This is a genomic window from Kitasatospora sp. NPDC022856, from assembly GCF_055561235.1.
Genome location: NZ_JBVHHE010000007.1, coordinates 213,415 through 226,631 on the forward strand (window position 1 = coordinate 213,415; position 13,217 = coordinate 226,631).

Genomic DNA, 13,217 nt, shown 5'->3' on the forward strand with positions numbered 1-13,217 from the left:
GCGAGGGCGCTCAGGCGCTCAGGCGCTCAGGCGATCAGGCGATCAGGCGATCAGGGCCAGCATCAGCAGGGTGTAGACGGCGCTGGCCAGGTAGCCGAAGACCAGGCCGACCGTGGCCATGGTGTCGCCCTCCTCGTTGCGCTCCCTGATCTGGGCCTTGGCGATGTGCCCGGTGATCACGGCCGGCAGCCCGAGCCCCATCAGGCCGAGCACCATCGACGCCACGGCCGTGCTGTTGGTCGGGCGGGTCGGCACCGGCGGGGGCGGCAGCAGGAAGGTCTGCGGCACCGGCTGGCCGACCGCCGTCATCGGCGGCATCGGCGTCACCATCGGGCCGGAGGGCAGATCGGCCACCAGCCGGGCCAGCTCGCCGTACGTCTGCGCGGCGCTCGCCGCGTCGAAGCGCTGGCCGTACTCGTCGGCGGAGAGCCGGCCCTCGGCGTACGCGGCCTTCAGCACGTCGACGGTGCGGTCCCGGTCGGTGTGGGCCGCCCGCATCGCCGACTGCGGCATCGGCGCCGGCTGCGCGTAGGACTGGGCGTACGGCTGCGGCTGCGCGTACGGCTTGGCCGGTACCTGGGGCGGCCGTCCTCCGTACCCGGGGCCCTGCTCGCCCCACGGTTGAACGGCCATCCGCCACCTCCGACACCCCGGCGCGCCGTGCGCGCTCACTGGCCTTCATAGTGCAGGACGAACAGGGGGCCTGAGTAGTTGCCACTTTCCGCGACCTGCCTCGGCGGCCCCGAGGAGCACCTCACACTCACCCGTTCGGCCCAGCCCAGCCCAAGATCATCAATCCGGACGACAGCCCGCCCCGGGCGATGGCAGGCTGGCCTGGACATTCACCCGTTTCCCAGCAGAGAAGGCCGCCATGCAGGCGTCAGCACCGCCGTCCCCGGTCCCCGCGTCCCCGGTCCCCGCCGCCGTCAGCATCCAGGGGCTGTGGAAGCACTTCGGCAGCCAGGCGGCCGTCGCCGGACTGAGCCTGGAGCTGCCGGCCGGCGCGTTCATCGGCCTGGTCGGCCCGAACGGCGCCGGCAAGACCACCACGCTCTCCATGGTCACCGGCCTGCTCCGGCCCGACCAGGGCACCGTCCTGGTGCACGGCGCCGACGTCTGGGCCGACCCGGTCGCCGCGAAGGCCCGGATCGGCATCCTGCCCGAGGGCCTGCGGATGTTCGAACGGCTCAGCGGCCGCGAACTGCTGCAGTACAACGGCCGGCTGCGCGGCCTGCCCGGGGCCGAGGTGGACCGCCGCGCCGAGGAGCTGCTGGCCGTCCTGGACCTCGCCGGTGACGCCGACAAGCTGGTCGCCGACTACTCCACCGGGATGCGCAAGAAGATCGGCCTGGCCGCCGCGCTGCTGCACAACCCCGACGTGCTCTTCCTGGACGAGCCCTTCGAGGGCGTCGACCCGGTCTCCGCCCAGACCATCCGCGGCGTGCTCAAGCGCTACGCCGCGGCCGGCTCCACCGTCATCTTCTCCAGCCATGTCATGGAACTCGTCGAGCAGCTCTGCGACTGGGTCGCCGTGGTCAACGCCGGCCGGGTGATCGCCCAGGGCCCGCTGGACACCGTGCGCGGCGACCGCAGCCTGCACGAGGCGTTCCTGGACCTGATCGGCGTCCGCGAGGACGACGGCCAGGCCCTCGGCTGGCTCGGGGGCGAGCGGTGAGCTCCACCCGCGCCGACACCGGGGTCCGCACCGCCCGCGCGACCGTGCCCGACGGGCGCGTGGTCGTCCGCACCCTGGTGTCGCTCAAGCTGCGGCTGCTCCGCAACGGCCTGCGGCGCAGCCGCGGACGCGCCGTGCTCTACGTCGTCGGCACGGTGGCCGGCCTGCTGTTCGCCTCGCTGATCGCGTTCCTGCTGGCCCTGCTGAACGGGCACGCCGGCGCCGGCGACGCGGGCGTGATGCTGGTCGGCGCCCTCACCATCAGCTGGGCCGCGCTGCCGCTGTTCCTCTTCGCCAGCGACGAGAGCGCCGACCCGACCCGGCTCACCATGCTGCCGCTGCGCCCCGGCCCGCTGCTGCGCGGCTCGGCGCTGGCCGCGCTGCTCGGGCCCGGCCCGCTGGTCGCCCTGGTGCTGGTCACCGGCGCGGCGCTGTCCGGCGCGGACGGCGCCGCCTCGGCGGCGGCCGCGGTGGTCGGCGTCCCGCTGACGGTGCTCACCCTGGTGACGCTCTCCCGCGCGGTCGCGGCGGGCAACGCCCGGCTGCTCTCCAGCCGGCGCGGCAAGGACTTCGCGATCTTCGGCGGTCTGCTCTTCGCGCTGCTCATCCAGGTCGCCAACGTCGGTTCGCAGAGCGTCTTCGGCAAGCCGGGGAAGGACGGCCTCGACCTCAGCCCGCTGGCACCGATCGCCTCGGTGCTGCGCTGGGTGCCGCCGGTCGGCGCGGCGGACGCCGGACGCACCGCCGGTGAGGGGCGGTACGGGCTGGCGCTGCTCCAGCTGGCCTCCACGGCCGTCGTGCTGGCACTGCTGCTGCGCTGGTGGCGGGCCAGCCTCCAGCAACTGATGGTCACCGCCGACGCCTCCACCCTGGAGGTGGCGCGCGGCGTGCAGGCCTCGCGCGGCTGGGGCTTCCTGCCCGCCGGCCGGACCGGCGCGGTGATGCAGCGCCACCTGCGCTACGCCTGGCGGGAGCCGCGCGCCAAGGCCGCCGTCTTCACCAGCATCGGGATGACGGTGGTGATCTGCGTGCTCTCGGTGGTCCAGGGCTGGTCGACCGTCTACCTGGTGGCCGCCACCGGGATGTTCCTCGGTCTGCAGATGCTCAACCTGTTCGGCATGGACGGCTCGGCGTTCTGGATGGTCGCCGCGACCCTGCTGACCCCCGCCGACGCCCGCGAGGAGCTGCGCGGGCGGGCGTTCGCGATCCTCTCCTACGCGGTGCCGGTCACCCTGGTGCTGGCGCTGCTGCTGGCCGCCGTCACCAGTGACTGGGCCGGTCTGGCGCCGGCGTTCGGCCTGGCGCTCGGCCTGCTCGGCTGCGGCATCGCGATCGGCGCGGTGCTCAGCGTGCTGGCCCCGTACACCATGCCGTCCGACAACAACCCGATGCGCAACGCCGCCCCCGGCCAGGGCGGGCTGGTGATGCTCAACAGCTTCGGCTCGATGTTCGGCGCCGCGCTGCTCAGCCTGCCGGTCTCCGGCTACCTCGGCTGGGCGCTGCTCTCCGACGGCCCGGCCTGGCCGGTGCTGGCGCTCGGCCCGCTGTACGGCGCGCTGGTCGCCTTCCTCGGCATCCGGCTGGCCGCCGGCCGCCTGCTGGAGCGTGCCCCGGAGATCCTGGCCAAGGCCGTCGAACGCTGACGGCCAGCCCGTCGGACACCCCCGCGAGCGCCCGGTCCCCGTCGTCGGGGCCGGGCGCTCCGGCATCATGGGCGGAGGCCGCCCCGACCGCGGGACGGGCACGACGAGAGCAGGCGACACCGTGGGCAAGCGCAGGCAGCAGGGCGGGACCGGGGCGGACGGGAGCGCCGGACCGCTACTGGAGCAGGCGGTGCGAGCGGTGCTGACCGCACCGGACGAGGGGCTGGACCTCGCCCTGGACACCGGCGCCTCGCTGCTGGCCGCCTCCCCCGCCCAGTGGCCGGCGGTGAGCCGGGCACTGCTCGGGTACGCGGACACGGCGGTCGGGCGCTGCTGGTCGGCGGGCTGGCGGCCGGCCGACCTGGCCCGGGTGGTGCGGCGGGAGCTGAAGCCGGTGCACCTGGCCCTCGCGGTGGACCTCATCGCCGCCGAGAACCGCCGCCACCCGGCGGCCACCACCGACCGGCGCTGGCAGGAGCAGCTGCGCGAGCTGGAGACCGCGGTGTGGTGGCCGGGCGACGAGGCGTACCTGGGTGCCTTCGCCGACCGCCACCGGCTGGACCGGTTCGCGCTGGCCACCAACGTGCTGGAGCTGTTGCGCAGCTGGGGCCGGCTGCCCCCGATCGCCCCGGTCGGCCCGGCTCCCGGGCCGGGCGGGCAGGCCCCCCGGACGGAGCGGCGGGCCGCGGGCCCGGTGCCGGGCGAGCCGCGGATGCTGTCCCGGATCCGGGCGCTGCTGGCGAAGGCCGAGTCCACCGAGTACCCGGAGGAGGCCGAGGCGCTGACCGCCAAGGCCCAGCAGCTGATGGCCCAGCACAGCATCGACGACGCGCTGCTGGCGGTCGGCGGCGAGGACCGCGACGCCCCGGCGGCGCTGCGGATCGGCGTGGACAACCCCTACGAGGTCCCGAAGACGATGCTGCTGGACGCGGTGGCGGCGGCGAACCGGTGCCGGGTGGTCTGGGCGAAGGAGTTCGGCTTCTGCACCATCATCGGCTTCGACGGCGACCTGGACGGCGTCGAGCTGCTCTACACCTCGCTGCTGGTGCAGGCGACGCACGCGATGAACAAGGCCGGTTCGCGCCAGCACCTGGACGGCGCCTCGCGCACCAAGGCGTTCCGGCACTCCTTCCTGGTCGCGTACGCGGCGCGGATCCGTGAGCGGCTGACCGCCGCGACCGAGCAGGCCACCAGCGACGCGGCGGCCGGCCGGCACCTGCGCGAGGACGGCACCGAGGAGCAGCTGGTGCCGGACGAGCGGCTGCTGCCGGCGCTGGCGGCCCGGACCGAGGCGGTCGACCAGCAGGTCGGGCGGATGTTCCCGAAGCTGGTCTCGCAGCGGGTCCGGGTGAGCGACGGCGAGGGCTGGGTGGCGGGCCGGGCGGCGGCCGACCGGGCCGCCCTGCACGGCCGGGCCGGGGAGATCCGGCGGTAGCGGTCGGGCCTGATAGAACGGACGTCGGCAGGGCCGGTCCGGCCGGTCCGGCCTCGGCCCGACCGGCCGGGCGGGCCCCGGGAGCAAGGGGGAGCGACGGTGGCGGTGACGGAGTCGGGGTATGCCGACCGGGTACGCGGGGCGCTGCTCGGCGGGGGCGTCGGCGACGCCCTGGGCTGGCCGGTGGAGTTCCAGCAGCTGCAGCAGATCCGGGAGCAGTACGGCCGGGCCGGGGTGACCGGGCTGCCCGGTGGCGGCCGGATCGCCGAGGTCACCGACGACACCCAGATGACGCTGTTCACCGCCGAGGGGCTGATCCGCGGCTTCGTCCGGGGCTGGTCGGGCGGCGGCGGATCGGTGCCGGAGGCCGTCCACGGCGCCTACCGGCGCTGGCTGCTGACGCAGCAGCAGGGCGCTCCGGACCAGGGCCCGCTCCCCCGCCCGTACGACGGCTGGCTGCTGCGGCAGCCGTTCCTGTACGCGCGGCGGGCGCCGGGCAACGCCTGCCTGAGCGGGGTGTCGTACCACCCGGAGTTCCGGGCACCGGCGCCGTTCGGGCAGCCGGGGCCGATCAACGCGCACTCCAAGGGGTGCGGCACGGTGATGCGCTCAGCGCCGTTCGGGCTGGCCCGGCTGGGCGTCGAGCAGTCCTTCGGGCTGGCCGCGCAGTGCGCGCAGCTCACCCACGGGCACCCGACCGGCTACCTGGCGGCGGGCGCGTTCGCGTCGCTGGTCGAGCGGCTGGTGGACGGGGTCGAGCCGTGGACGGCGGTCGGGCAGGTCGTCGAGCAGACCCGGGACTGGCCGGGCTCCAAGGAGACCGTCCTGGCGCTGCACCGGGCGGTGCGGGTGGCCGAGGAGGCCGAGCCCTCGGCGGAGGCGGTGGAGCGGGTCGGGCTCGGCTGGATCGCCGAGGAGTGCCTGGCGATCGCGGTGTACTGCCTGCTGGCCGCCGCGTCCGGGCCGGACCCGGCCCGGACGGCGCTGCTGCTGTCGGTGAACCACTCCGGGGACAGCGACTCCACCGGCGCGGTCTGCGGCAACCTGGTGGGCGCGGCGTACGGCGCGGCGGCCCTGCCGACGGCCTGGACCGAGGCGGTCGAGGGCACGGAGACGCTGCTGCGGGTGGCGGACGACCTGCTGGTGCTGTTCGGCAGCCGCGAGCCGACCCACCCGGCCCTGGACGGGCGCTACCCGGCCTGGTGACCCGGGCGGGCCTGGTGACCGGGCGGGCGGGCCGCCGCACGGCCCCGGCGGCGGCGCCGACGGCGCCGGTCACCCGGCCTGCGGGTCGGTGACCTGGCCGAGGAAGAGCGGGCGGCCGGTCGTGGTGTCCCTGATCAGGAACAGGAACGGCCGGTCGATGTGCAGTTCCTCGGCCCTCTTGGGGACCGCCCCGGCCGCCGCCTCGATCCCGACGCCGCTTCCGGCGGCGGCCACCGTGCCGTCCTCGTCCACCTGCACGGTAGCCTTCTGCACCACCGTGCCGACCTTCAGCCGCTCGTCCGTCCCCGGTCCGGGGATGCCGCCGAGGTCCGCGGCGTCGAAGGCCGCGGCGACCCCGAGCGCCCGCAGGGTCGGCGTCAGCTCGTTGGCGGTCTCGAAGTGGAAGCGCGGCAGGGTGAGGTCGACCGAGCGCTCGGTGAGCGAGTCGAGGATCATCGTGAGCTGGGCCTGGTCCAGGCCCTTGCGGAAGGCCTCGAACCCGCCCTGGGCGGGCACCAGCAGGTCCATCGCCATCCCGCCGTCCGCGTAGGGCAGTTCGACGGCCTGCCAGGGCTGGCCGAGGATCCCGCCGGAGCCGTCGGCGTAGCGCAGGGTGCCGGTCCGGGCCATCGTGGCGACGGACGGGGTCGAGCCGTCCGGCCGGTGGAACGGCCGGTCGGAGGTCTGCGAGGCCTTGAACGGGGTGGCCCACCTCGCCTTCAGGTAGAGCGCGTCGGTGAGCGCCAGGCGGGTGTCCTGGTTGATCGTCCGCTCGGCGAAGAGGTCCTTGATCCGGCCCTCGGTCGCCTTCTCCACCGTCGCGTTGACGGTCCTGCGGGCGCTCTCCGGGTCCTTGCGGAAGTCGGCGGTGTGCACGCCGGTGCCGAAGGCGGCGGCGAGGGTGGCCAGGTAGCCCTGGTCGAGCGGGAAGCCCTGCTGGACCCAGAGGTCGTCCGCCTGGCGCAGGGTCAGGCCGTCGGTGGGCGGGCCGGTCCGGTTCAGGGCGCCGGTGGCGAGGGCGTACTGCTGCGGGGTGAGCCCGGTGTGCAGGGCCCTGGCGAGCTCGTCGGCGGTGGCGCCGCGGGCACCGGGCAGCACCATGGCGAGCACGGTGGCCAGGCCGGACGGCGAGAGCACGAGGTTGCGGCCGGTCCCGTCGGGCGTGGCGGTGAGGGTGTGCAGCAGGTCCAGGCCGAAGGCGTTGGTGGCGGCGGCGGTCGCCGCGACCTGAGCCGGGTCGGTCGGCGGGGCGGAGGTGGGTGCGGGGGCCCGGACGACCTGGTCCGCGACGCCGGTGCTGCCGCAGCCGGTGAGCAGCGGTGCGGCGAGCGCGGCGACGAGGACCGGGGCGAGGAGCGGGGCCGCCGGGCGGCGGCGGGTGCGACTGCGGGTGCTGCGCGTGCGACTCGTCATGGCGGTTCGACGCGGCGCCCGCCGGACCGGTTCCCCCGCCCGACCGGCTCCCTCGCCCTCAGGCGGCCCGGCGCACGGCGGCCACCGGGTCGTCGGGCAGCAGCCAGTCGGGGTCGTGGGCGGCGATCAGCTCGATCGTGCGGAATTCGGTCATCCGCCCCAGGGCGTCGCCGAGCGCCAGGCCCAGCAGTGTTCCGGTCGCCTTGTCCACGGCTCCCCCTCAGATCTCGACCAGCAGTTCCTCCAGCCCCCGGATCACGTAGCCCGGGCGCCATCGCGGCTCGCGGACCAGCCGCAGGCCGGGCGCCCGGCGCAGCAGTGCGCCGTAGGACTCGGTGAGCTCCAGTCTGGCGAGCGGGGCGCCGAGACAGAAGTGGATTCCGGCGCCGAAGGTGACGTGCGGGTTGTCGGCACGGCCGAGGTCGAGCCGGTCCGGGTCGGCGAACCGGGCCGGGTCCCGGTTGGCGGAGCCGAAGAGCAGCGCGACCTCGGAGCCGCGCGGGACGGTGACGCCGCGGACCTCGATGTCCTCCAGCACCCAGCGTTCGAACATCTGGAGCGGGGTGTCCCAGCGCATCAGTTCCTCGACCGCGGGGGGGAGCAGCTCGTCCACCGAGCCGCGCAGGCGGGCGAGTTCACCGGGGTTGCGGAACAGCGCCCACCAGCCGTTGCCGGTGGTGTTGACGGTCGCCTCGTGGCCGGCGTTCAGCAGCAGCACGCAGGTGGAGACCATCTCCTGCTCGCTGAGCGCGTCGGCGCCCTCCTGGGCCTGGATCAGCGCGCTGATCAGGTCGCCACCGGGCTCGGTCCGGCGCTCGCGGATCAGGGCGCGCAGGTAGTCCGAGAACTCGGTGCTCGCGGTGACGGCCCGGCGGGCGGCCTCCTCGGTCGGGTTGAGCTCGAACATGCCGGTGATGTCGGCGGACCACGGCCGCAGCAGGTGCCGGTCGCCCTCCGGTACGCCCAGCATCTCGGCGATCACCGCGACCGGCAGCGGCTCGGCGACGGCGGCGACCAGGTCGCCGCCGCCGGCCGCGAGCAGCCCGTCCACGAGTTCCGCGGCGAGCCGCCGGACGGTCGGGCGCAACCCCTCGACCATGCGCGGGGTGAAGGCCTTGGAGACCAGCCGCCGGATCCGGGTGTGGTCCGGCGCCTCCAGGTCGAGCAGCCCGTGGTCGTTGAGGGTGTGGAACGGCTCGTGCGCCGGGTCGGGCGCGGGCCGGCCGAACTCCTCGTGGGTGAAGCGGTGGGTGTACGTCCGCCCCAGCCGCCGGTCCCGCAGCAGCGCGCTGACGTCCTCGTGGCGGGACACCAGCCACTGTCCGGTCGGCTCGTAGTACGTCACCGGGGCGTGCTCGCGCAGCTCGGTGTACGCGTCGTAGGGGTGGGCCACGAACGCCGCCGACCAGGGGTCGAACTTCGCCGTCGTCGTCATCGGTCGATCACTCCTGGCCGTGAGGGGGAGCCGGGGTGATCATCGTACGCAGGCGGCCGGTCCGGTCCACTAGGCCTGCTCGGCCACCAGCCGGCGGACCAGGGCGGGGAGCGCGGTGGAGATCGGCTCCCGGATCACCTCGTCCGCCGCCGCGTCGAACGGCGTGGGCTCGCCGTTGACGACGACCAGCCGGGCACCGGACTCCAGCGCGATCTGCGGGAGGGCGGCCACCGGGTACACCTGGAGGCTGGTCCCGACGGCGACGAACAGGTCGCAGGCCCGGGCCACGGCGTCGGCCCGCTGGAGCACCACCGGGTCCAGCGCCTCGCCGAACATCACCGTGCGGGGCTTGAGCACCCCGCCGCACGCCCGGCAGGCCGGGTCCGGCTCACCGGCGGCGACGCGTTCCAGCGCCTCGGCCGTCGGGCCGACGACGTGGCAGCGCACGCACTCCACCTCCCGCGCGGTGCCGTGCAGTTCGAGCACCTTGCGGGCGGGCAGCCCGGCCCGCTGGTGCAGGCCGTCCACGTTCTGGGTGAGCACCCGCACCGGCAGACCGCTGCGCTCCAGCTCGACCAGCGCGAGGTGGCCGGCGTTCGGCTCGGCGGCCAGTGCGCCGGTGTCCCGGCGCAGCAGCCAGGCCCGGCGGCGGACGTCCGGATCGGCCAGGTAGGGGCCGATGGTGACGAGTTCCTGGGCCCGCGGATCGCGCTGCCAGAGGCCGTTCGGGCCGCGGTAGTCGGGGATGCCGGAGTCGGTGGAGACGCCGGCGCCGGTGAGAACGGCGATCAGCGGGCGCTTGGCGGTCATGCCCGGGACGTTACGGGCCCGCCGCCGCGCGCCGCCACCGGAATTCCCCGGGCACGACGGGCCGGCCGCCCCACCCCCCCTGCGAACGGCCCGCCCGCTCAGGCCGCGACCGGGCGACGCACCCCGCCGAACCCCGCCAGCGGTGCCAGCGCCGCCAGGTAGAGCGCGGCGGCCGGCGGGATCAGCGCCAGGTCGGCGGCCGTCATCGCCGTCCCGACCAGCACCAGCACCGGGCTCCACCACCGCAGCGCCCGGGTCGCCCCGGCCGAGGCGGCGACCAGCAGCGCCAGCAGGCCGACGTAGAACAGCAGCGGCCCGACCGAGTAGAAGGCCGGCAGCACGCCCGGCCGGCTCTGGATGCCGTCGAACAGCCGGTGCTGGTCGGCCTTGTCCACGGCGACCGCCCCCACGTACAGGTCGATCCCGATCTGGACCACCGAGGCCGCCAGTCCCGCGAAGGCCACCGCCGTGGCCGCGTTCGCGGCGATCCGGCCGGCCGGACGGCGCGGCGCGAGCAGCCCGCGCAGCGCGGCGAGCAGCGGACCGAACAGCAGCAGCCCCGCCAGCATCAGGGCGTGGCCCGCCGTCCAGCCGGGGCCGGGCTCCCGTGAGCCCTCCAGCAGCCGGACACCGCCGTACAGCGCCATCAGGACGGGGGCGCCGACGGCGGCGATCGGGGTGAGGCGGTCGAGCCTGGTGACGGTCATGGGTGTTCTCCGCTCCGCGAGTGCGTTTCCGACACTCCGGATGCTGTCCGCCGGGCCCCTCGTCGCGGATCACCCGCACCGGCGATCCCGCCGGCTCCCCCGCGCGGGGGACTCCCCCGGGCCGGGCCGCCGTCAGCCCTCCCCCGCGACGACCGCTCCCGCCTCGTACGCGAACACCACCGCGTGCACCCGGTCCCGCAGCCCCAGCTTGCTCAGCACATTGCTGACGTGCGTCTTCACGGTGTGCTCGCTGACCACCAGCTCGGCGGCGATCTCCGCGTTGGAGAGCCCACGGGCCAGCAGCCGCAGCGTCTCCCGCTCCCGCAGGGTCAGCTGCTCCAGCAGCCGGGACGGCGCCCGGACGCCCTGCGCGGGCGGCCTGGCCCCGCCCGGCCGGCGGGCGGCGAACTCGCCGATCAGCCGGCGGGTCACCGACGGCGCCAGCAGCGCCTCGCCCGAGGCCACCATCCGCACGCCGTGCGCCAGGTCGTCCCGGCGGACGTCCTTGAGCAGGAACCCGCTCGCCCCGGCGTAGAGCGCGTCGAAGACGTAGTCGTCGATGTCGAAGGTGGTCAGCATGATCACCTTCGTCTCCGGGTGGTCCGCGCAGACCCGGCGGGCCGCCTCCAGGCCGTCCATCACCGGCATCCGGACGTCCAGCAGCAGGACGTCCGGGCCGTGCTCGCGCACCGCCTCGACCGCCTCGGCGCCGTCGCGCGCCTCCGCGACCACCTCGATGTCCGGCTGTGCGTCCAGGATCATCCCGAACCCGGCCCGCACCAGCTCCTGGTCGTCCGCGACGACCACCCGGATCGGCTTCACCGGCCCACCCCCTCCCTCGACGCACCCTCGCCCAGCGGCAGCCTGGCACTCACCAGGAAGCCGTTCCCCTCCGGTCCCGGCCCGGCCTCGGCCCGCCCGCCGCAGGCCGCGGCCCGCTCCCGGATGCCGACCAGCCCGCGCCCGCCGGACCAGTCCGCCGCACGGTCCGCCGGCCGGCGCACCCCGCGCCCGTTGTCGGACACCACGACCTCCAGCACCCGGCCCGAGCGGACCACCCGCACGGCCGCCCGGTCCGCCCCGGCGTGCTTGACCGTGTTGGTCAGCGCCTCCTGCACGATCCGGTAGGCGGCCGCCTCCACGTCCGCGGGCAGCGGGCCCGGCGAGCCTTCCGGGTCCAGCTCCAGCTCCACCCGCAGTCCCGCCCCGCGGACCCGCTCGACCAGGCCCGCGAGCTCGGCCAGCCGCGGCTGCGGCGCCAGCTCCGGAGCCGCGCCGTCCTCCTTCAGCACCCCGAGCACCCGCCGCAGCTGCACCATGGCGTCCCGGCCGGAGTCGGCGATGGTGTCGAAGGTCCTGATCGCCCGCTCCGGGTCCTTGTGCACCACCAGCGGGCCGGCCTCCGCCTGGATCACCATCAGCGACACGGCGTGCGCCAGGATGTCGTGCATCTCCCGGGCGATCCGGCCGCGCTCCTGCGCCACCGCGCGCGCCGCGTCGCTGGCCGCCCGCCGGCCGGCCTCCCGGGCCCGCTCCGCCTCCACCTGCGCCAGCCGGCGCAGTTCGCGCACCAGCGAGCCGAAGACGAAGGCACCGACCGAGGTCAGCAGCGAGAACAGCATGCCGTTGAGCGAGTGGGTCCCCACCACGTTGGCCGCCACCACCACGGCCAGCACCGCCCAGCGCTGCCGGTCCGGCGCGCGCTCGGCCACCGTGTACACGGTGATCACCGCGTACAGCGGCAGCTGCGGCATCACCGGGTGCGCCACCACCGAGAGCACCGCCGACACCCCGCCGCTGACGGCCATCACGGCGAGCGGGGCCCGCCGCCGCCAGGGCAGCGGAAGCGCGGTGCCGAGCGCCAGCAGATAGACCCACCAGGGCCGGGTGACGTCGTCGTGGTACACCGCCCAGAACGAGACCCCGGCCGATCCGACGGCCAGCAGGGTGTCCAGCACGTAGGGGCTTACCCCGGCGAACCGCGCCCGCCAGGCCCGCCCCGGCACGAACCGGTCCTCGTCCACGTACCCCCCGTACCCGGGGACCCCGCCCCCGCGGAGAAGATCATGCCCTACCGGCAGCACCGTGGGCACCGGCTCGTCAGGCACCGCCGACCGTCACGCCGCCGGTCTCGGCCCGCGCCGTGATGCTGCGCGCCGCCCCCGCCGCGCGGGGCACCTCCACCGAGACGTCGCCCGTCCCGGCGCTCGCGTCCACCGCGTACGCCTGCCCCGCCGGCACCCGGACCCGGACCCCGCCCGTACGCGCCCGGGCCTCCACGGTGGTCGGGCTCCCCGCGAAGGAGGCCTCGATCCCGCCCGTCCCGGTGCTCAGCCGCACCACCGGCGAGGTCATCCCGCTCGCCTCCACACCACCGGTGCCGGCCTTCACCTCCACCTCGGCGGCCAGCCCGGTCAGCCGCACCCCGCCGGTCTCCGTGCCGACCCGCACCCGGGTGCCGGCCGGCACGTCCACCTCGTACCCGACCCCGCAGTCGTCGCAGTCGTAGCGCAGCGTCAGGGTGCCGTCCCGGACCTCGTGGCTGCTCGTCGGCGCCGCGCCCCGGTAGTTCTGGTGCTCGGTGACCCGCAACGCCTCCCCGCCGCCGCGGATCGTGACCCCGCCGGTGCGCCCCTCGACCACCAGCTCCCGCACCGGCCCGTCCACGCCGTAGCCGACGTCCCGCCGCCGCTCGTCGCCCGGCAGACAGCCCGACACCCCGGCCAGCACCGCCCCGGTGACCGCCATCGCACCCAGTACCCGCTTCATCGCCGGCTCCCCTCCACGTCCGTCGTTCCGACGCCGCCCAGCCTCCCCCGCCGCCCCCGGCCGGCGCCTCGCCCTCCCGAGCGGTTCCCCCGGCTCCCCCGCGCGAGGGAGCCGGGCCACCCGG

At 75.7% G+C, this 13,217-nt stretch carries 13 protein-coding genes; 4 read left to right on the forward strand and 9 right to left on the reverse strand.

From position 1 onward, the window contains the following. Positions 1–42: 42 nt before the first annotated feature. Positions 43–633 carry a DUF1707 and DUF4190 domain-containing protein gene (locus tag ACZ34W_RS11345; RefSeq protein ID WP_329488149.1) on the reverse strand — a complete coding sequence of 197 codons (591 nt, stop codon included), beginning with the start codon at positions 631–633 and terminating at the stop codon, positions 43–45. Positions 634–871: 238 nt separating this feature from the next. On the opposite strand from ACZ34W_RS11345, the gene ACZ34W_RS11350 reads away from it, so the two are divergent. The 4 genes from ACZ34W_RS11350 to ACZ34W_RS11365 all read left to right on the forward strand — a co-directional run bounded on the left by ACZ34W_RS11350 (position 872) and on the right by ACZ34W_RS11365 (position 5,959). Next, positions 872–1,675 (forward strand): ABC transporter ATP-binding protein, encoded by an 804-nt coding sequence (locus ACZ34W_RS11350; protein ID WP_329488150.1) that lies wholly within the window; start codon positions 872–874, stop codon positions 1,673–1,675. Continuing rightward, the gene (locus tag ACZ34W_RS11355; RefSeq protein WP_465603265.1) at positions 1,672–3,318 is read left to right on the forward strand and encodes a GumC domain-containing protein; all 1,647 of its coding nucleotides are present in this window, start codon (positions 1,672–1,674) and stop codon (positions 3,316–3,318) included. Before ACZ34W_RS11350 ends, ACZ34W_RS11355 begins: the two co-directional genes overlap by 4 nt. A gap of 121 nt (positions 3,319–3,439) precedes the next feature. Beyond that, positions 3,440–4,753: a DUF2786 domain-containing protein gene (locus ACZ34W_RS11360; RefSeq protein WP_329488153.1), complete on the forward strand. Its 1,314-nt coding sequence runs from the start codon at positions 3,440–3,442 to the stop codon at positions 4,751–4,753. A 99-nt stretch (positions 4,754–4,852) separates the two neighbouring features. Next, on the forward strand, positions 4,853–5,959 hold the full coding sequence (locus tag ACZ34W_RS11365; protein WP_359803462.1) for an ADP-ribosylglycohydrolase family protein: 1,107 nt from the start codon (positions 4,853–4,855) through the stop codon (positions 5,957–5,959). A gap of 69 nt (positions 5,960–6,028) precedes the next feature. On the opposite strand, the gene ACZ34W_RS11370 is transcribed toward ACZ34W_RS11365, so the two are convergent. From ACZ34W_RS11370 to ACZ34W_RS11405, 8 genes are all read right to left on the reverse strand, one after another. Beyond that, entirely contained in the window at positions 6,029–7,372 is a 1,344-nt protein-coding gene (locus ACZ34W_RS11370; RefSeq protein ID WP_465603268.1) for a serpin family protein, read from the reverse strand. 58 nt (positions 7,373–7,430) lie between these two features. Beyond that, positions 7,431–7,583: a hypothetical protein gene (locus ACZ34W_RS11375; protein ID WP_359803458.1), complete on the reverse strand. Its 153-nt coding sequence runs from the start codon at positions 7,581–7,583 to the stop codon at positions 7,431–7,433. Positions 7,584–7,592: 9 nt separating this feature from the next. Next, on the reverse strand, positions 7,593–8,807 hold the full coding sequence (locus ACZ34W_RS11380) for a cytochrome P450 (RefSeq protein WP_465603270.1): 1,215 nt from the start codon (positions 8,805–8,807) through the stop codon (positions 7,593–7,595). 69 nt (positions 8,808–8,876) lie between these two features. Then, a complete protein-coding gene (locus tag ACZ34W_RS11385) occupies positions 8,877–9,617 on the reverse strand; it encodes an SIR2 family NAD-dependent protein deacylase (RefSeq protein WP_465603272.1) in 741 nt (246 codons plus the stop codon). 98 nt (positions 9,618–9,715) lie between these two features. Then, on the reverse strand, positions 9,716–10,324 hold the full coding sequence (locus ACZ34W_RS11390) for a hypothetical protein (RefSeq protein ID WP_465603274.1): 609 nt from the start codon (positions 10,322–10,324) through the stop codon (positions 9,716–9,718). A 132-nt stretch (positions 10,325–10,456) separates the two neighbouring features. Then, positions 10,457–11,146, reverse strand: a complete 690-nt coding sequence (locus ACZ34W_RS11395; RefSeq protein ID WP_329488160.1) for a response regulator transcription factor — start codon at positions 11,144–11,146, stop codon at positions 10,457–10,459. Further along, on the reverse strand, positions 11,143–12,348 hold the full coding sequence (locus ACZ34W_RS11400) for a sensor histidine kinase (RefSeq protein WP_465603276.1): 1,206 nt from the start codon (positions 12,346–12,348) through the stop codon (positions 11,143–11,145). The genes ACZ34W_RS11395 and ACZ34W_RS11400 overlap by 4 nt, the downstream gene beginning before the upstream one ends. A 76-nt stretch (positions 12,349–12,424) precedes the next feature. Further along, positions 12,425–13,093 (reverse strand): DUF4097 family beta strand repeat-containing protein, encoded by a 669-nt coding sequence (locus ACZ34W_RS11405; RefSeq protein WP_465603278.1) that lies wholly within the window; start codon positions 13,091–13,093, stop codon positions 12,425–12,427. Between the last annotated feature and the right edge of the window lie 124 nt (positions 13,094–13,217).

Excerpts from the sequence above, each read along its gene's own strand:
- ACZ34W_RS11345 (WP_329488149.1), bottom strand. The coding sequence starts at position 633 with ATGGCCGTTCAACCGTGGGGCGAGCAGGGCCCCGGGTACGGAGGACGG.
- ACZ34W_RS11350 (WP_329488150.1), top strand. The coding sequence starts at position 872 with ATGCAGGCGTCAGCACCGCCGTCCCCGGTCCCCGCGTCCCCGGTCCCC.
- ACZ34W_RS11370 (WP_465603268.1), bottom strand. The coding sequence starts at position 7,372 with ATGACGAGTCGCACGCGCAGCACCCGCAGTCGCACCCGCCGCCGCCCG.
- ACZ34W_RS11380 (WP_465603270.1), bottom strand. The coding sequence starts at position 8,807 with ATGACGACGACGGCGAAGTTCGACCCCTGGTCGGCGGCGTTCGTGGCC.
- ACZ34W_RS11385 (WP_465603272.1), bottom strand. The coding sequence starts at position 9,617 with ATGACCGCCAAGCGCCCGCTGATCGCCGTTCTCACCGGCGCCGGCGTC.
- ACZ34W_RS11390 (WP_465603274.1), bottom strand. The coding sequence starts at position 10,324 with ATGACCGTCACCAGGCTCGACCGCCTCACCCCGATCGCCGCCGTCGGC.
- ACZ34W_RS11405 (WP_465603278.1), bottom strand. The coding sequence starts at position 13,093 with ATGAAGCGGGTACTGGGTGCGATGGCGGTCACCGGGGCGGTGCTGGCC.